The 16,891-nt window shown below is 53.3% G+C and carries 16 protein-coding genes and 2 pseudogenes; 12 read left to right on the top strand and 6 right to left on the bottom strand.

From position 1 onward, the window contains the following. Positions 1-398 (top strand): annotated as a pseudogene (locus tag RDY34_RS10165) (rolling circle replication-associated protein); the annotation flags it as partial. On the opposite strand, the gene RDY34_RS10160 reads toward RDY34_RS10165, so the two are convergent. Continuing rightward, a complete protein-coding gene (locus RDY34_RS10160; protein WP_003754648.1) occupies positions 396-707 on the bottom strand; it encodes an ArsR/SmtB family transcription factor in 312 nt (103 codons plus the stop codon). The pseudogene RDY34_RS10165 and the gene RDY34_RS10160 sit on opposite strands and share 3 nt — an antisense overlap. A 231-nt stretch (positions 708-938) precedes the next feature. On the opposite strand from RDY34_RS10160, the gene gloB reads away from it, so the two are divergent. Together gloB and mgtE are read left to right on the top strand one after the other, a co-directional pair. After that, entirely contained in the window at positions 939-1,691 is a 753-nt protein-coding gene (gloB, locus tag RDY34_RS10155; protein ID WP_003754643.1) for a hydroxyacylglutathione hydrolase, read from the top strand. A gap of 233 nt (positions 1,692-1,924) precedes the next feature. Then, positions 1,925-3,379, top strand: coding sequence for a magnesium transporter (mgtE, locus tag RDY34_RS10150; protein WP_003754641.1), 1,455 nt, complete (start codon positions 1,925-1,927; stop codon positions 3,377-3,379). 92 nt (positions 3,380-3,471) lie between these two features. Here the strand turns inward: mgtE and hslO are convergent, their stop codons facing one another. Continuing rightward, on the bottom strand, positions 3,472-4,380 hold the full coding sequence (gene hslO / locus RDY34_RS10145; RefSeq protein WP_003754639.1) for an Hsp33 family molecular chaperone HslO: 909 nt from the start codon (positions 4,378-4,380) through the stop codon (positions 3,472-3,474). Between the two features lie 244 nt (positions 4,381-4,624). Here hslO and RDY34_RS10140 point away from each other — a divergent pair, with 244 nt between their 5' ends. From RDY34_RS10140 to hrpA, 7 genes are all read left to right on the top strand, one after another. Then, positions 4,625-5,206, top strand: coding sequence for a C40 family peptidase (locus RDY34_RS10140; RefSeq protein ID WP_003754635.1), 582 nt, complete (start codon positions 4,625-4,627; stop codon positions 5,204-5,206). An 18-nt stretch (positions 5,207-5,224) separates the two neighbouring features. Then, positions 5,225-5,443, top strand: a complete 219-nt coding sequence (locus tag RDY34_RS10135) for a hypothetical protein (protein ID WP_003754633.1) — start codon at positions 5,225-5,227, stop codon at positions 5,441-5,443. Positions 5,444-5,587: 144 nt separating this feature from the next. Next, the gene (locus RDY34_RS10130; protein ID WP_003754631.1) at positions 5,588-5,932 is read left to right on the top strand and encodes a CidA/LrgA family protein; all 345 of its coding nucleotides are present in this window, start codon (positions 5,588-5,590) and stop codon (positions 5,930-5,932) included. Further along, the gene (locus RDY34_RS10125) at positions 5,932-6,624 is read left to right on the top strand and encodes an LrgB family protein (protein ID WP_003754628.1); all 693 of its coding nucleotides are present in this window, start codon (positions 5,932-5,934) and stop codon (positions 6,622-6,624) included. Before RDY34_RS10130 ends, RDY34_RS10125 begins: the two co-directional genes overlap by 1 nt. A 66-nt stretch (positions 6,625-6,690) precedes the next feature. Next, positions 6,691-7,911: a bifunctional glutamate N-acetyltransferase/amino-acid acetyltransferase ArgJ gene (gene argJ / locus RDY34_RS10120; RefSeq protein WP_003754626.1), complete on the top strand. Its 1,221-nt coding sequence runs from the start codon at positions 6,691-6,693 to the stop codon at positions 7,909-7,911. A gap of 71 nt (positions 7,912-7,982) precedes the next feature. Further along, positions 7,983-9,392, top strand: a complete 1,410-nt coding sequence (locus RDY34_RS10115; protein WP_003754623.1) for a chloride channel protein — start codon at positions 7,983-7,985, stop codon at positions 9,390-9,392. 187 nt (positions 9,393-9,579) lie between these two features. Further along, positions 9,580-10,971 carry an ATP-dependent RNA helicase HrpA gene (gene hrpA, locus RDY34_RS10110; RefSeq protein WP_308074473.1) on the top strand — a complete coding sequence of 464 codons (1,392 nt, stop codon included), beginning with the start codon at positions 9,580-9,582 and terminating at the stop codon, positions 10,969-10,971. Positions 10,972-11,332: 361 nt separating this feature from the next. Here the strand turns inward: hrpA and RDY34_RS10105 are convergent, their stop codons facing one another. Both RDY34_RS10105 and RDY34_RS10100 read right to left on the bottom strand, forming a co-directional pair. Further along, entirely contained in the window at positions 11,333-12,049 is a 717-nt protein-coding gene (locus RDY34_RS10105) for a helix-turn-helix domain-containing protein (RefSeq protein ID WP_003754618.1), read from the bottom strand. 70 nt (positions 12,050-12,119) lie between these two features. After that, positions 12,120-12,272: a hypothetical protein gene (locus RDY34_RS10100; protein ID WP_003754616.1), complete on the bottom strand. Its 153-nt coding sequence runs from the start codon at positions 12,270-12,272 to the stop codon at positions 12,120-12,122. A 407-nt stretch (positions 12,273-12,679) separates the two neighbouring features. Between RDY34_RS10100 and RDY34_RS10095 the strand changes: the two genes are divergently transcribed. Together RDY34_RS10095 and RDY34_RS10090 are read left to right on the top strand one after the other, a co-directional pair. Further along, complete coding sequence (locus RDY34_RS10095) at positions 12,680-15,646, top strand: DUF3418 domain-containing protein (protein ID WP_308184569.1); 2,967 nt, start codon at positions 12,680-12,682, stop codon at positions 15,644-15,646. Further along, a pseudogene (locus RDY34_RS10090) lies at positions 15,628-15,826 on the top strand (succinyldiaminopimelate transaminase); the annotation flags it as partial. The gene RDY34_RS10095 and the pseudogene RDY34_RS10090, both read left to right, overlap by 19 nt. Before the next feature lie 85 nt (positions 15,827-15,911). Here the strand turns inward: RDY34_RS10090 and RDY34_RS10085 are convergent. Together RDY34_RS10085 and RDY34_RS10080 are read right to left on the bottom strand one after the other, a co-directional pair. Next, positions 15,912-16,349, bottom strand: coding sequence for a hypothetical protein (locus RDY34_RS10085; protein WP_003754608.1), 438 nt, complete (start codon positions 16,347-16,349; stop codon positions 15,912-15,914). 135 nt (positions 16,350-16,484) lie between these two features. Then, positions 16,485-16,823, bottom strand: a complete 339-nt coding sequence (locus RDY34_RS10080) for a hypothetical protein (protein ID WP_003754607.1) — start codon at positions 16,821-16,823, stop codon at positions 16,485-16,487. Positions 16,824-16,891 lie beyond the last annotated feature (68 nt).

Genomic DNA, 16,891 nt, shown 5'->3' with positions numbered 1-16,891 from the left:
CACTCACTTTCGCCGACGACGTGCAAGACGTTAAAGAGGCGAGCCGCCGCTTTCACAGCCTCCGTACAAATTTCCTTAAAAAACATTTTGAAAACTATATTTGCGTATACGAACGCATGAAAAGCGGTCGTATACATTTCCATCTTATCGTCAACACACGCCAAGACATCCGCCGTGGTCTGAACTTCCGACAAATCCAAGACCGTAATTACAAAAGTGCCAACAAAAACCTGCGCCAACTATGGCAAGTCCTCCGTGAAAACATGGAAAAGTACGGTTTCGGGCGTTCCGAATTGCTGCCCGTCAAAACCAACAGCAAAGGACTTGCGCGATATGTCGGCAAGTACATTGCAAAACACATTAACAGCCGTCTGCCCGAAGACAAAGGCTACCGCCTATTTTGAAAGCGGGCAATTTTGAGCCATCAAATCGGCAAGCTGTTTCAATCTCGCCACCGCATCCGCCATGGCAATACTGTAAAACCGCTCTTTACCGATCTGCTCTACCGCCACCGCACCAGCTTGCAGCATGATTTTCAAATGGTGCGACACCGCAGGGCGCGACAGATGCAGATGCTCGGTCAGTTCATTCACATTCATCTTGCCATGTTCCCACAGCACGCGCAGGATCTGATGGCGGTTTTCATCGCTCAACACGGTAAAGATGGGTATGCACTCGCGCATTAAATTCATGGTTTGTTGCGGCATATTCGGCTTTTTGAGTTTATATGTTTAAAAACTTGAACACATTTTAGAGGGAAGGTCGGCAGTTGTCAAAGGCAGTTTGGTTTGCAGTTTGGCAATATATTGTTGCCGAAAGGTTTTTATAAGACAAAATGCCGTCTGAAACAGCATGATGGCGTTTGCCGGGGTTCCGCTGTATATTAACGCCTTTCGGATGCACCTTTCAGACGGCATCCGAACCATCAAGGAACACTCATGAAAATCACACCCGTCAAAGCCTTGACCGACAACTACATCTGGATGATACAGGAAGGCAACCATGCCGTCTGCGTCGACCCCTCCGACCCCACACCCGTATTGGAATTCCTCGTACGCAACCGACTCATGCTTGCCCAAACATGGGTAACTCACCCCCACCCCGACCACGAAGGCGGTGCTGCCGCACTGTGGCGCGGCTACATGGAATCGCCCGTTTACGGCGAATCCGACATCGAAGCCGCCACTCACACCGTAACCGCAGGCACCCAATTTACCTTCGGCGAAGGGTTAATCACCGTTTGGGCAACCCCGGGCCATACCGACCGCCACATCAGCTACCTCATGGAAACTTCAGACGGCATACACGTCTTTTGCGGCGACACCCTTTTTTCCGCCGGCTGCGGACGCGTGTTCACCGGCACGGTCGAACAGCTTTACGACAGCTTCCAACGGTTCAACCAATTACCCGAAGGCACCCTGTTCTATCCGGCGCACGAATACACCGCCGCCAACCTGCGTTTCGCCGCCCATATCGAGCCGGACAACGCCGACATTCAGACGGCACTGAAAGCGGCAGAACACACGCCTACCCTGCCCGTTACCCTCGCGCACGAACGCCACGTCAACCCGTTCTTACGGACAGAAATCCCCGCCGTCCGCCAACGTGCCGAAACCCTGACGGGTCAAACCTTAAACAACGGTTTGGCGGTCTTCGCCGCCCTGCGCGAACTGAAAAACGCCTACCGCTGACCTGCCCTCCGAAAAATGCCGTCTGAAACCCGCGTTTCAGACGGCATTTGCGTTAAAAATAGTAAACCGTTCCAAAAGGGAGTAGAATAGTGCCGTTTCCAACCCTGCGCCTGTACCGTCAGGCTTTTATTATGGACCTTCCCAGTTCGTTTTTACTGAACGCCCTTTCCGATTCCAAACGACAATAACCATCCCGCCGGAATGCCTCCCCGCACACGGCGGGCGGAGCATTTATGAGCATCGAACACACTCCTCCGACACACGACGGCGAAACCGGTCAAAACCATGCCGAACGCCCTTCCGCCGATTTCGACCGTGTCCACTCCCTCTGCGAAATCCTCGAACCTGCTTTTGAACAAATCGAAAACGGCACACCGCTCGAAGACGCGCCGCTGCGCGACAAGCTGACCGAGCTGACCGTCCTCTTGAGCGAGCTGCACCCTGCCGACGTGGCGGCGGTGTTGGAATCGCTGCCGCCGCGCGAACGCAATATCGTCTGGATTTTAGTGAAACCCGAAGACGACGGCGAAGTATTGCTGGAAGTGTCCGACGCGGTGCGCGAAACGCTGATCGAGTCGATGGACAAGGACGAATTGTTGGCGGCGGTCGATGATTTGGACGCGGACGAACTGGCGGAGCTGGCAGACGATTTGCCGCACCAAGTGGTTTACGAAGCACTGCAGACGCGCGACGAGGAAGAACGCGCCCAAGTCAAGGCGGCGATGTCGTATGAAGACAACCAAGTCGGCGCGATTATGGACTTCGAATTGGTCAGCATCCGCGCCGATGTCGCCTGCGAAGTGGTGCTGCGTTATCTGCGCCGCTTCGACAGCCTGCCCGACCATACCGACAAGATTTTTGTGGTCGATGAAAACGACGTGCTGCAAGGCGTGCTGCCCATCCGCAAACTTTTGGTCGCCGATCCCGAAGATTTGGTGGAAAACGTGATGGCGAAAGATGTCGTGCGTTTCCGCGCCGAAGACGACGTGGAAGAAGCGGCGCAGGCGTTTGAACGCTACGACTTGGTTACTGCGCCCGTCGTCGATGAAAACAAAAAGCTCATCGGTAGGATTACCGTTGACGAGATGGTGGACGTGATCCGCGAAGAATCGGAAGCGGATATGCTGAATATGGCGGGTTTGCAGGAAGAGGAAGACCTGTTCGCCCCCGTCTTGGATTCCGTCAAAAACCGCTGGATGTGGCTCGCCGTCAACCTCTGCACCGCCTTCCTCGCCAGCCGCGTCATCGGCGCGTTTGAAGGCAGCATCGAAAAAATCGTCGCACTCGCCGCGCTGATGCCCATCGTCGCAGGCATAGGCGGTAACTCGGGCAACCAGACGATTACCATGATTGTCCGCGCGATGGCGATGGGGCAACTGACAGGCATGCAGGCAGGCAGGCTGTTGAAAAAAGAAGTCGGCGTCGCCCTGGTCAACGGCATTATTTGGGGGACGGTCATGGGCGCGGTTTCATGGCTGCTCTACGGCAGCCTCGGCATCGGCTTGGTCATGGTTGCCGCGATGACGCTCAACCTGCTGCTGGCGGCAACCGTCGGCGTATTGATTCCCGTGGTAATGGAAAAGTTCGGACGCGATCCCGCACTGGGCAGCTCGGTGCTGATTACGGCGGTAACGGATTCCGGCGGCTTCCTGATTTTCTTGGGTCTCGCCACCCTGTTCCTGCTTTAAATGCCGTCTGAAACACATGAAAATGCCGTCTGAAACACCCTGTGGGGATTTTCAGACGGCATTTCACTATTTATCTTTGTTGTTACACAAAATTATTGGACGGTATGTCGGGACTGCTCTCGGGCAACGCCGACCACATCCGCACCAAACAGCGCATTGACATCGGTTTCGTCAAACACATATTTGCTGTGGCAGAAGTCGCAATCGACTTCGATGCTGCCTTGTTCCGCCACCACGCCGCCGACTTCTTCCCCGCCCAGCATCAGCAGCATATCGCTGACCTTGCCCCGAGAACAGGTACATGAAAATTCAAACGTTTCCGGCTCGAACACGCGCGGCGGCGTTTCGTGGAACAGGCGGTATAAAACGTGTTGCGCATCCAATTCTGCCAGCTCCTCCGCCGTCAGTGTGCGCGCCAGCGTACTGACGTGTTCCCATGCCTCTTCATCCAATACCTCTTCAGGCAGACGCTGCACCAGCAGCCCGCCCGCCGCTTCATCGCTTGCAGACAGGACGATGTGCGTATCAAGCTGTTCGGAACGTTTCATATAGTTTACCAACATTTGCGCGATACCGTCGCCTTCCAAAGGCACTACGCCCTGCCAGGGTTCGCCGTCTTTGGGTTGCAGCGTCAGCACGAACACGCCGCCCTCGCCCAAAAGGTCGCCGAGGCTTTCGTCATCGGCTATTTCTGCGGTTTCGTCCCAACGCGCGGTCGCACGGACGGTACGGTCGGAAGTCGCTTCCGCAACCAGCATTTTCAGCCGCCCCTGCCCCTGAACCTGCACAATCAGCGTGCCTTCGTTTTTTAAGTTGCCCGACAACAGCACGCCCGCCGCCAACAGCTCGCCCAAGGCGCGGCGGATGGCGGCGGGATAGTTTTTCTGTTTTACAATGTGCTGCCATACGTTTTCCAGACGGACGTGCAGCCCGCGTACGGGCATATCGTCGAAGATAAAGCGGGTACGCACATCGGCGCGGTTGATGACGGTTTGATTCATTATTCTCTCTGATTGATTGTTCGGATGGCGGATATATGGTTGCGGTCGGCGCGAAAACAAGGCGGACGGCGGGTGCGTTTCCCAAGTTCTCAATAAATTATATAAAAATCAAAATATTAACTCAATCTAACAAGCCGTTTTTTGCCAAACAGCCGTTTTTTTATATACAATCAACAAGATATTTTCGACTGATACAGCATAACATCGCACGGCGGCACGATGCCTCCTGCGCGGAAACACCGATATGGATTCTTTTTTCAAACCGGCAGTTTGGGCGGTTTTGTGGCTGATGTTTGCCGTCCGCCCCGCCCTTGCCGACGAGTTGACCAACCTGCTCAGCAGCCGCGAGCAAATTCTCAAACAGTTTGCCGAAAACGGGCAATACACCCAAACCGCCCGCACTAATAATGACCGTACTTCAGGTTCCGCCGACGAACTTATCGGCAATGCGATGGGGCTTTTGGGTGTTGCCTACCGCTACGGCGGTACATCGGTTTCTACCGGTTTTGATTGCAGCGGCTTCATGCAGCACATCTTCAAACGCGCCATGGGCATCAACCTGCCGCGCACGTCGGCAGAACAGGCGCAGATGGGTACGCCGGTTGCCCGAAGCGAATTGCAGCCCGGGGATATGGTGTTTTTCCGCACGCTCGGCGGCAGCCGCATTTCCCATGTCGGGCTTTATATCGGCAACGACCGCTTCATCCACGCGCCGCGCACAGGGAAAAATATCGAAATCACCAGCCTGAGCCACAAATATTGGAGCGGCAAATATGCGTTCGCCCGCCGGGTCAAGAAAAACGACCCGTCCCGCTTTCTAAACTGATTTCCCAAGGAATACGCAATGAGTATGCCCGAAATGCCCAAATGGTACGACGATGACGGACAGATCGTATCCTGTACCGAAAAGGTTAAAGTGATGTCCGAAAATATGTCCGAACTGTATCAGACGGCACAAGACGCATTTGAAGACGCGCTGCTGATGGGTTGCGGCGAACGTCAGTTGCGCGATTACCTGCTCGCGCTGATTGAAAGTTTGGAAAATCCCTACCGCAAAGTCTGAACACGCCCCGGTTGCTGCGGCACGGTTTATCCGTGCCGTTTTTGCGTTTGTGCGCGGCTTCGGCTTTTCAGACGGCATGAATAACGTTATGATTAAACAGTTAACAAAATTTATCACAACGCCGCCAAAAGACAGACACACAACATGAACATCATCCGCGCACTTCTCATCATCCTCGGCTGCCTCGCCGCCGGCGAAACCGCCGTTTTCCTAGCAGGCATCAAACTGCCCGGCAGCATCGTCGGCATGGGCGTGCTGTTTGCGCTTTTGCAGGCGGGTTGGGTCAAAACGTCTTGGCTGCAACAGCTTACCGACGCGCTGATGGCAAACCTGACGCTGTTCCTCGTGCCGCCCTGCGTGGCGGTCATCAGCTATTTGGATTTGATTGCCGACGATTGGTTTTCGATACTGGTTTCCACCTCCGCCAGCACTTTGTGCGTACTGCTGGTTACGGGCAAGGTTCACCGCTGGATACGGAGCATTATCTGATGAACGAAATCCTCAGGCAGCCGAGCATCCTGCTTTTTCTCACGCTTGCCGTGTACGCGCTTGCGATTATCGTGCGCACGCGCACGGGCAATATCTTCTGCAACCCCGTACTCGTCAGCACCGTGGTGCTGATTGCCTACCTGAAAATCCTCGGTATCGATTATGCGGTGTACCACAACGCCGCGCAATTCATTGATTTTTGGCTGAAACCCGCCGTCGTCGTACTTGCCGTGCCGCTCTACCAAAACCGCCGTAAAATCTTCAACCAGTGGCTGCCCGTCATCGTTTCGCAGCTTGCGGGCAGCGTTACGGGCATTGTTACGGGGATGTATTTTGCCAAATGGCTGGGTGCGGAACGCGAAGTCGTCCTCTCGCTCGCGTCCAAATCTGTTACCAACCCCATCGCCATCGAAATCACCCGCTCCATCGGCGGCATTCCCGCCATTACCGCCGCCACCGTCATCATTGCCGGACTGGTCGGACAGATTGCTGGTTACAAAATGTTGAAGAACACAGTCGTCATGCCCTCGTCCGTCGGAATGTCGCTCGGCACGGCTTCGCACGCAATGGGCATTGCCGCCTCGCTCGAACGCAGCCGCCGCATGGCGGCATACGCGGGGCTGGGGCTGACGCTCAACGGCGTGCTGACCGCGCTGATTGCGCCGCTGCTTATCCCCGTTTTGGGGTTCTGAACCCGTTTCAGACGGCATTTCAACCCATGCCGTCTGAACGCCGACACACTCGCAAGGAGAACCGTTATGGCTGTCAACCTGACCGAAAAAACCGCCGAACAACTGCCCGACATCGACGGCATTGCCCTCTACACCGCCCAAGCAGGCGTGAAGAAGCCCGACCATACCGACCTGACACTGATTGCCGCAGCCGCCGGCAGCACCGTCGGTGCAGTCTTCACGACCAACCGTTTCTGTGCCGCGCCCGTCCACATCGCCAAATCGCACCTTTTCGACGAAGACGGCGTGCGCGCCCTCATCATCAACACGGGCAACGCCAACGCGGGTACGGGCGCACAGGGCAGAATCGATGCTTTGGCAGTGTGTGCCGCCGCCGCCCGGCAAATCGGCTGCAAACCGAACCAGGTGCTGCCCTTCTCCACCGGCGTGATTCTCGAACCGTTGCCCGCAGACAAAATCATCGCCGCGCTGCCCAAAATGCAGCCTGCCTTCTGGAACGAAGCGGCACGCGCCATCATGACCACCGACACCGTTCCCAAAGCCGCCTCGCGCGAAGGCAAGGTCGGCGGCAAACACACCGTCCGCGCCACCGGCATCGCCAAAGGCTCGGGCATGATTCATCCCAATATGGCGACCATGCTCGGTTTCATCGCCACCGATGCCAAAGTTTCCCAACCCGTCCTCCAACTGATGACGCAGGAAATCGCCGACGAAACCTTCAACACCATCACCGTTGACGGCGACACCAGCACCAACGACAGCTTCGTCATCATCGCCACCGGCAAAAACAGCCAAAGCGAAATCGACAACATCGCCGACCCGCGTTACGCCCAACTCAAAGAATTGTTGTGCAGCCTCGCGCTCGAACTCGCCCAAGCCATCGTCCGCGACGGCGAAGGTGCGACCAAGTTCATCACCGTCCGCGTCGAAAACGCCAAAACCCGCGACGAAGCCCGCCAAGCCGCCTACACCGTGGCACGTTCGCCGCTGGTCAAAACCGCCTTTTTCGCCTCCGACCCCAACCTCGGCAGACTGCTCGCCGCCATCGGTTATGCCGGCGTTGCCGACCTCGATACCGACCTCGTGGAAATGTATCTCGACGATATTTTGGTTGCCGAACACGGCGGACGCGCCGCAAGCTACACCGAAGCACAAGGGCAGGCGGTGATGTCGAAGGACGAAATCACCGTCCGCATCAAGCTGCATCGCGGACAAAGTGCCGCCACTGTCTATACCTGCGACCTGTCGCACGGATACGTTTCCATCAACGCCGACTACCGTTCCTGACCCGACACGGCTTCAGACGGCATCGCCGGCAGGCCGGGCCGTCTGAAAGCCGCTTTTCCCGACACCGCCTTATGTTCCGCACACTTATCCGCAAGCTCCGCCACAAAATCCGCCAAACCCGCCGCATTTCGCACAAAAGCATCGCCTTTGTGTTCCTTCTGGCAGGCTCCGCGCTCGTCGCCCTGACCGCGCTGGTTTTTGCCCATCTTGCCGACTACGCCCTCGAACTGAATGCCGCGTGGGTGCAAAAATACCCGTGGTTCGCGTGGGTAGCGCTTCCTTTGGGTTTACCGCTTATTGCGTGGTTCACGCGCAAATACGCGCCCTATACCTCGGGCAGCGGCATCCCGCAGGTCATCGCCTCGCTGTCGCTGCCCTACGGCGCACAAAAAACGCGGCTGATCCGCCTCGGACAGACGCTGCTGAAAATCCCACTGACCTTTTTGGGTATGCTGTTCGGCGCGTCCATCGGACGCGAAGGTCCGTCCGTGCAGGTCGGCGCGGCAGTGATGGGAGCGTGGGGAGCGTGGTGCAAAAAACACGGTTTGGCGTTTAAGGGTATGCAGGAAAACGATTTGATGGCGGCGGGCGCGGCGGGCGGACTGGCAGCCGCATTCAACGCGCCTTTGGCAGGCGTGATTTTCGCCATTGAGGAACTCGGGCGCGGCATTATGCTGCGCTGGGAGCGGCAGATTCTGCTCGGCGTACTCGCCGCCGGCTTCATACAGGTCGCCATTCAGGGCAACAACCCGTATTTTTCGGGTTTCAACGGCGGCGTTTTGGAAAATATTTTGATGTGGGTCGTGGCGGCGGGGCTGGTTTGCGGCGCGGCTGGCGGCATATTTGCCCGTATGCTCTATCTGGGCGCGGCGGCAGTTTTCCCGCGCAAAATCCAAGGCTTCGTCCGCAACCGCCCGCTCCTGCTCGCGGCACTGATAGGGCTGCTGCTCGCCCTGCTCGGCACGTTCTACCAAGGCAAAACCTACGGCACCGGCTACCACGAAGCCGCCCAAGCCCTGCACGGCATCTATGAAGCCCCTGTCGGACTCGCCGCCGCCAAATGGCTCGCCACCGTATTCAGCTATTGGGCAGGCATTCCGGGCGGCATTTTCACTCCCTCGCTGACCATAGGTGCGGCTTTGGGCGAGCATATCGCCGCCATCGCCGACATATCGCAGGGTGCAAACATCATCGTCCTCATCTGCATGGCGGCATTTTTAGCGGGCGCGACACAATCGCCGATTACTTCCGCCGTCATCGTTATGGAAATGACGGGCGGACAAAGCCTGCTGTTTTGGATGCTAATTGCCTGCATTTTCGCCTCGCAGGTTTCGCGCCAGTTTTCGCCGCGTCCGTTCTACCACGCATCGGGAATGCGCTTCCGCCAGCGCGTGCTTCAGGAAACCGCCTCCCAAACCGGCAATGCGCCCGCAAGACCGCAAGCCGCAAACAGCAAAACGGGAATGCCGTCTGAAAATTAAAACGCCCCCAATCAAATGACGGCAGCCGCCTTGATTTGAATACCGTTCCGCCGCTGCTTGAAACTTCAACAACAATGCCGTCTGAACAACAGAATGCGGTTTTCAGACGGCATTTCCCCATCCCGATATTGCCCGAACCCAACCAAAGCGTTGCTATAATTATATTTTTTACCGCACACGCACGCCCATGTCCCCTGACCTCTCCCAAACCCTCTCCAAAGACCGCCACTTCCTGCAATCCGCCTTCAAAAATCCCAACAAATACGGCGGCTTGTCCAAAGTCGAAGAAAAATACCGAAAATCACACGAAATCTTCTTGAAGCGTTTGGCCGCATTGCCAAAACCCGAATTCGACAACACACTGCCCGTTCAAGAAAAACTCGAAGAAATCAAAAAAGCCATTGCCGAACATCAGGTAACGATTATTTGCGGCGAAACCGGTTCGGGCAAAACCACGCAGTTGCCCAAGATTTGTATGGAACTCGGGCGCGGGGCGGCGGGGCTAATCGGGCATACCCAGCCGCGCCGTTTGGCCGCGCGTTCGGTGGCGGAACGGATTGCCGAAGAGCTGAAATCGGAAATCGGCAGCGCGGTCGGCTATAAAGTGCGCTTCACCGACCACACCTCGCGCGATGCCTGCGTCAAGCTGATGACCGACGGCATCCTGCTAGCGGAAACCCAGACCGACCGTTATCTCGCCGCCTACGACACGATTATCATCGACGAAGCACACGAACGCAGCCTGAACATCGACTTCCTCTTGGGCTATTTGAAACAACTGCTGCCGCACCGCCCCGATTTAAAAGTCATCATCACCTCGGCAACGATAGACGCGGAACGCTTCTCCCGACACTTCAACGGCGCGCCTGTTTTAGAAGTAAGCGGGCGCACCTATCCCGTCGAAATCCTCTACCGACCGCTGACCGGCAAAGACGAAGACGACGCGGAAATAGAATTGACCGACGCAATTGTCGATGCCGCCGATGAATTGGCGCGATATGGCGAAGGCGATATCTTGGTATTCCTGCCGGGCGAACGCGAAATCCGCGAAGCCGCCGAAGCCCTGCGCAAATCCACGCTGCGCCGCAACGACGAAATCCTGCCCCTGTTCGCACGCCTGTCGCACGCCGAGCAGCACAAAATCTTCCACCCCTCAGGCGCGAAACGCCGCATCGTATTGGCAACCAACGTCGCCGAAACCTCGCTCACCGTGCCGGGCATCAAATACGTCATCGACACCGGCCTCGCGCGCGTCAAACGCTATTCCGCACGGGCAAAGGTGGAGCAGCTTCATGTCGAGAAAATCTCCCAAGCCGCCGCCCGCCAACGCTCCGGCCGCTGCGGACGCGTCTCCGCAGGCGTCTGTATCCGACTGTTTTCAGAAGAAGATTTCAACAGCCGTACCGAGTTTACCGATCCCGAAATCGTCCGCAGCAACCTCGCCGCCGTCATCCTGCGCATGGCAGCGTTGAACTTAGGCGATGTGGCGGCATTCCCATTTTTAGAAATGCCCGATTCGCGATATATCAATGACGGTTTTCAGGTGTTGCTGGAATTGGGGGCAGTGGAGGAGAATTAGATTGAAAGCAGGCTACCTGAAAATGTGAAGCAGCCTGCACTTTTAAGGTTAAATTGAATAAAGTTCAGATGACTTAAACGTAGAAAACCAAGCGGTCAGCTAACTGACGGCTTGGTTTTTGACCCACCCCTGACCCTAATTCTTACAACGGTGTTTCAGGTATTCAGTTTCCCTTTCTCCTAGCTGTATTCACAGCAACAGTTGTAAGCCGAGATTTTGATTTACCTTTGCGCTATGAATGCAAACAGGCATTTCATAGGGCTTAATCAATAATCATGATGATAAATCGTCAGGCTTAATATTGCCCAATGAATAGCATTTTATTTAAGGCTGCTTTCCTGCCTTGGGGGTTTAAGGTATTTTACCATGAAGCCTGATATTCAATAATATCGTTTACAGAGAATCCATGATTTAACAAGGCTTGCCGAATGAGAAAAGGTAAAGATTGGGCATATTCAGGGAACTCACAAATAAATTTTATCCAATAATCACATTTATCATTACGCAATATTTCATATCTATCATTAAAATATTTAATGCTTTCACTGCTTAACTCATCACAAAGGCCAAGCACATTGCTAACTCCTGTTGAACAATTAAAAACAGTTTCCCATGCTGTTGGCTCTAAACTTCTATCATGATTATCACGAATTTTCCGTTTCAAAACTATATGGATTTGTTCACTCCCTTGATGATGAATAACAAATTTATATTTTGGAGTAAATTTCTTGTAGTCTTGTTGACCAATAATAAGGCTAAAAATTATTTTCCCTTCTACTTTAATAAATTCAGTTTCAGATGTTTCTTTATTTTTACGCCAATACAGTTTAAATGTATTCCTACGCAATTTGTATCCGAATAAATCCAATAAAGGTTTTAGCTGCTGCTCTGTGCCTAATTTTTCACCCTTACTCCATGCACTCACAACTGATTGCTGTGTACGGCAAGTTTTGGCAATTTCAGTTTGCGTCCAACCATTATTCAATGCCAATCTGACGAGTTCTCTTGTTTGCTTGAATGGCTTTTTCTTTGTCTTTGCAGATTGTGTTTCTGTCTTTTCGGTTTGTTTGTTTTCCATAATACCCCCAATATGCCAATTAAAATGGCGATACCAAGTATAATATCGCCACTTATAGGCAAGGCAAAGGCTATTTTTTGCCTTTACCGCTATTTGCAGGATTTTGTGGATTCATTTGCCAGCCACGATTTCCCTGATTTTGTGAATACGTTTTATTTGTTCCTGACGTGCCTTTGTTAGCATTGCTCATGTTTGATTGATGATTGGCTTGTTTATTGCTCATTTTAGCTCTACTCCTGAAAAAGATATTTAATCTGCTTGGTAAAACTGTGAATTGCTTTGCAATCGCTCGGTGTTGATGGAATTGCAATCCTACGGTTATTTGGTGCTACTAAAATATTATGCTTTTTCCTATTTTGTATTTTCCACCCCCTATTTAGTAGTGAATGAATAAAAGAATTGATTTTTGAATTGGTACTAAATTTTTTCATGATTACCCCCATCCGATGGAGAGAATCATAAAAAATTCATGGAAGAACTTCCATTGATAAAAAACTGATAATTTCTGATATTTTATGATATTTTGTAATTAATTGATATTTAATGATTTTAATTGGAGAGTATTCACAGGCTTCTGTAAAAGTTAAAATTTACTTCCTCAATTTTCAACGTATCACCTACTTCTATTTTATGCAACCCATTGAAAAAAAATCAAACATTTCCCGCTACCGCCTGACCAAACTCGGAGAACAAATGGCGCGCCTGCCCATCGACCCGAAAATCGCGCGCATTTTGTTGGCGGCGAAGAAGCACGACTGCATGGCGGAAATATTGGTGATCGCGTCCGCGCTGTCGATTCAAGACCCGCGCGAGCGGCCGTTGGAAGCGCGCGATGCCGCGGCCAAGGCGCACGAACGTTTTACCGACAAGCAATCCGATTTCCTTGCCTATCTGAACATTTGGGACAGCTTCCAGCATGAGCGCGACAAAGGTTTATCCAACAAGCAGCTGGTGCAATGGTGCCGCCAATATTTCCTGTCGCACCTGCGTATGCGCGAATGGCGCGAGCTGCACCACCAGCTTGCCCAAACCGCGATTGAAATGGGTTTGACCACCAAAGAAGCCGCGTTTAGACAACCTCCCACCCAAGAGCAATTAAGGCCGTCTGAAAGCCAAGGCGACCAAGATTTAGCGGCTAAACTCAAACAAAAACAACTGGATAAGAAACAACACCGCGCCCAAATCCGCGCCGCCAAAGAAGCCGGCTACGAACAAATCCACCGCACCCTGCTCACCGGCCTCATCGCCAATGTCGGCATGAAATCGCCCGACGGCAACGACTACACCGGCGCGCGCGGCAGCCGCTTCCACCTGTTCCCCGCCTCCGCCCTGTTCAAAGCCAAACCCAAATGGGTGATGGCGGCAGAATTGGTTGAAACCACGCGCCTTTACGCGCGTGACGTCGCCGTTATCCAGCCCGAATGGATCGAGCAGGAAGCGCCGCATCTCGTCCGCTACCATTATTTCGAGCCGCACTGGGAACAAAAACGCGGCGAAGTCGTCGCCAGCGAACGCGTAACGCTTTACGGCCTGACCGCATTGCCGCGCCGCCCTGTGTCTTACGGCAAAGTTGCGCCCGAAGAAGCGCGCGAAATCTTTATCCGCGGCGCATTGGTGGCGCAGGAATGCGACTTGAAAGCGGACTTTTTTGTCCACAACAAAAAGCTGATTAAGGAAATTACCGAACTCGAACACAAATCGCGCAAGCAAGACGTATTGGTCGATGACGAAGCGCTGTTTGCGTTTTATCACGAACGACTGCCTAATTTTTATACGGCAGACGCGGTTTCAGGCAGCCCTCATCCTGCAAATCCGCAGCAAACTACCCCCTCCCCCGTGGGGAAGGGCTGGGGAGAGGGCAAAACAGTTGCCGCTCAAACCAATTTTTTCGCAATCTCAGCAAGCCCTCTCCCTACCCCTCTCCCGCAGGAGAGAGAACAGAGTGCCGCAGCTTCAACGGTTGCAGGTAGCCTGCACAACGTAGTGGATTCCAACGATGCGGACAAGCACGTGCGTGAACCGAGTTCACACACCCTACAAAATGTTTCAGACGGCCCCAAACCCAAAAAGCAGCCAGCATCTCAAAAAGGCCGTCTGAAACCTTTGCCACTTGCCGATATCCGCACCTTTGAAGCCTGGCTCAAAACCGCCGAACGCGACAATCCGCGCCTGCTGTTCCTCAGCCGCGACGACCTCATGCAGCACGCCGCCGCGCACATTACCGAAGAACAATTCCCCAAACACTGGCAAACCGCAGACGGCAAGTTCAAACTCAGCTACCGCTTCGAGCCGCACCATCCGCTAGACGGCGTGACCATGACCGTGCCACTGACCGTCCTCAACCGCCTGCACGCGCCGTCGCTCGAATGGCTGGTGCCCGGTATGTTGCGCGAAAAAATCCAGTTGCTGATTAAAGCCCTGCCGAAGCAAATACGCCGTATTTGCGTGCCCGTACCCGATTTCATCACCAAATTTCTCGAAAGCAATCCCGACCACCAAGCGGCCATCATTCCCCAATTGGCGCACTTTATCGCCAAAAGCGCAGGCGATATGCGGATTCTCGAGCAAATCGACCAAGACACATGGGCGGCGCAAGAATTGCCCGAACACTGCTATCTGAATCTGCGCATTATCGACGACGGCGGACAAGAGCTCGCCGGCGGCCGCAAACTGCACGAATTGCAACAACAACTCGGCCAAGCCGCCGCCGTTACCTTCCGCGACAACACCCAAGAATTCGAGCGTGACAACGTTACCGCATGGGACATCGGCACCCTACCCGAATCCATCAAATTCGCACGCGGCAAACAACAGCTCACCGGCTATCTCGGCCTGCAAAAAGAAAAAGACGGCCGCATCGCCCTGCGCCTGTTCGACACGTCTGCCGCCGCCGAACAAACACACAGATTAGGCGTGATCGAATTGATGAAACTACAACTAAAAGAACAAGTTAAAGACCTAAACAAAGGCATCCAAGGCTTCACCCAAGCCGCCATGCTGCTCAAACACATCAACGCCGACACCCTGCGCGACGACCTCACCCAAGCCGTCTGCGACCGCGCCTTTATCGGCGAAGACGAGCTGCCGCGCAACGAAAAAGCCTTCAAAGAACAAATCAAACGCGCCCGCAGCCGCCTGCCCGCCGTCAAAGAAGCCCTCAGCCGCTACTTGCAGGAAACCGTCGCCGCCTACGCCGAACTTAACGGCAAACTCGGCAAACATCCATTGACCCACCTCCTAAGACTACGCCTGCAAACCCTGCTCGCCGCCGGCTTCGCCAACCGCACCCCGTGGGCACAATGGCCGCGCCTCCCCATCTACCTCAAAGCCATGACCCTGCGCCTTGAAAAATACAGCGGCAACCCAGCACGAGACGCCGCTCGCGAAGCTGACATACAGGAATTGGAACAAATGTGGCAGGAAAAAACCGACAGCTTGATAAAACAAGGACTACCCGTTTCAGACGACCTCGCCGCGTTTAAATGGATGATTGAAGAATTAAGAGTGTCGCTGTTTGCGCAGGAATTGAAGACACCGTATCCGGTGTCGGTGAAGAGGTTGTTGAAGGAGTGGGAGAGTCTTATTATATCTGGCTGAAAGTGCCTGACGGGAACGATTTAAAACTATGGCGCGAGGTATTGATACAGGTTCTGCCGAGATGTCTTTTGGCTCGGGATACGCCGGAGCAAGGGTTATATGCGTATCGCGTTGGTGGCTGACGTGATGGAATGCGTGGAAGGTGCGCGGCGGATGGTTATGCTATTCCGGCACGATTGAATATAAGGGTTTGAGGCCGTCTGAAAACCGCCCGGAGCTCCAGGTGGCGCATTTTCAGACGGCCTTTGCAATCCTTCCTCGGACATTAGCCTGCTGCGTTCTTTTTTCCTTCGGAAATTTCGTAACCCGCCAGCGCGGGTAGGGCTAAATACACAATATTCGCAATCAGTTTAAGATAAGGGTTTATATTTGGCAAGGAGACCACGGTCATCACGCAGGCCACATGCACAATACCCAAAACAATCACTACCGCATTAAGGGACTCGTTCCGTTCGTGCCATTTTGACAGCATCCAAAGAAGAAGCATGGTTGCCATACACATACATATGCCGGATAGAATGTTGTGAAGACCGCTAAGAACACCGTAGTCCATTATTACAGATATTTCCAAACAAATCAGAGCGAATACCAAAGTAGAAAATATCCCATATTGCCGACCCAATTTACGGAAGCCTTTACGCAAGAAAAACAATAACAAAAACGTTGTGGCAAAAACAATGCCGATTACAATCCATCCATTCATTTTTTAGTTCCTTTAACCCGACTGGGTTAGACATGACATCAAATCATTTGTATTTCCTCTTCAGGCCGAAGAAGTATCTACAGATTGGCCATCAGCCGTACATCTGAAGATGTACGGCTGATGGCATTGGTATTTTCAATGTTTTCGGTGCAGAGCAGCATTAGAACATTCTTCCTTGTACTTGTAGTATAGAGCCGGATCCTGACCCACTTCCAATCCTTTGCGTACACGGTTTTCAAATTTTCTACCCGTGCATTCACACACTTTTTTTGTAAGTGGCTCTAGACCTAGCTTTTGCTTTAGGTCTTCATCCACACCCATTTTAGCTGCGCCATCATCTATTTCTTTATGGCAAACTTCTATTATCTTTTGTTTGAGTATAGCTGCCCTTTCCGTTAGGCTTAAGTTGCTATAGTCGGCGGCTACGGCGGTTCCGATCGGCAATAATGCAACTGCCAATAAAAAATTCTTCATAACATTTCCTTTAAATAAAAGTTTTAGGAAATGTTATTTTATGTTTTGCGGGGGGGGGGGGGGGAAAG

This window comes from Neisseria polysaccharea (assembly GCF_963392925.1).
Lineage (GTDB): Bacteria > Pseudomonadota > Gammaproteobacteria > Burkholderiales > Neisseriaceae > Neisseria > Neisseria polysaccharea.
This window is presented reverse-complemented; position numbering and strand designations above follow the sequence as displayed.

Coding starts and splice junctions, on each gene's coding strand:
- RDY34_RS10160 (WP_003754648.1), bottom strand. CDS start 707: ATGCCGCAACAAACCATGAATTTAATGCGCGAGTGCATACCCATCTTT.
- gloB (WP_003754643.1), top strand. CDS start 939: ATGAAAATCACACCCGTCAAAGCCTTGACCGACAACTACATCTGGATG.
- mgtE (WP_003754641.1), top strand. CDS start 1,925: ATGAGCATCGAACACACTCCTCCGACACACGACGGCGAAACCGGTCAA.
- hslO (WP_003754639.1), bottom strand. CDS start 4,380: ATGAATCAAACCGTCATCAACCGCGCCGATGTGCGTACCCGCTTTATC.
- RDY34_RS10140 (WP_003754635.1), top strand. CDS start 4,625: ATGGATTCTTTTTTCAAACCGGCAGTTTGGGCGGTTTTGTGGCTGATG.
- RDY34_RS10135 (WP_003754633.1), top strand. CDS start 5,225: ATGAGTATGCCCGAAATGCCCAAATGGTACGACGATGACGGACAGATC.
- RDY34_RS10130 (WP_003754631.1), top strand. CDS start 5,588: ATGAACATCATCCGCGCACTTCTCATCATCCTCGGCTGCCTCGCCGCC.
- RDY34_RS10125 (WP_003754628.1), top strand. CDS start 5,932: ATGAACGAAATCCTCAGGCAGCCGAGCATCCTGCTTTTTCTCACGCTT.
- argJ (WP_003754626.1), top strand. CDS start 6,691: ATGGCTGTCAACCTGACCGAAAAAACCGCCGAACAACTGCCCGACATC.
- RDY34_RS10115 (WP_003754623.1), top strand. CDS start 7,983: ATGTTCCGCACACTTATCCGCAAGCTCCGCCACAAAATCCGCCAAACC.
- hrpA (WP_308074473.1), top strand. CDS start 9,580: ATGTCCCCTGACCTCTCCCAAACCCTCTCCAAAGACCGCCACTTCCTG.
- RDY34_RS10105 (WP_003754618.1), bottom strand. CDS start 12,049: ATGGAAAACAAACAAACCGAAAAGACAGAAACACAATCTGCAAAGACA.
- RDY34_RS10100 (WP_003754616.1), bottom strand. CDS start 12,272: ATGAGCAATAAACAAGCCAATCATCAATCAAACATGAGCAATGCTAAC.
- RDY34_RS10095 (WP_308184569.1), top strand. CDS start 12,680: ATGCAACCCATTGAAAAAAAATCAAACATTTCCCGCTACCGCCTGACC.
- RDY34_RS10085 (WP_003754608.1), bottom strand. CDS start 16,349: ATGAATGGATGGATTGTAATCGGCATTGTTTTTGCCACAACGTTTTTG.
- RDY34_RS10080 (WP_003754607.1), bottom strand. CDS start 16,823: ATGAAGAATTTTTTATTGGCAGTTGCATTATTGCCGATCGGAACCGCC.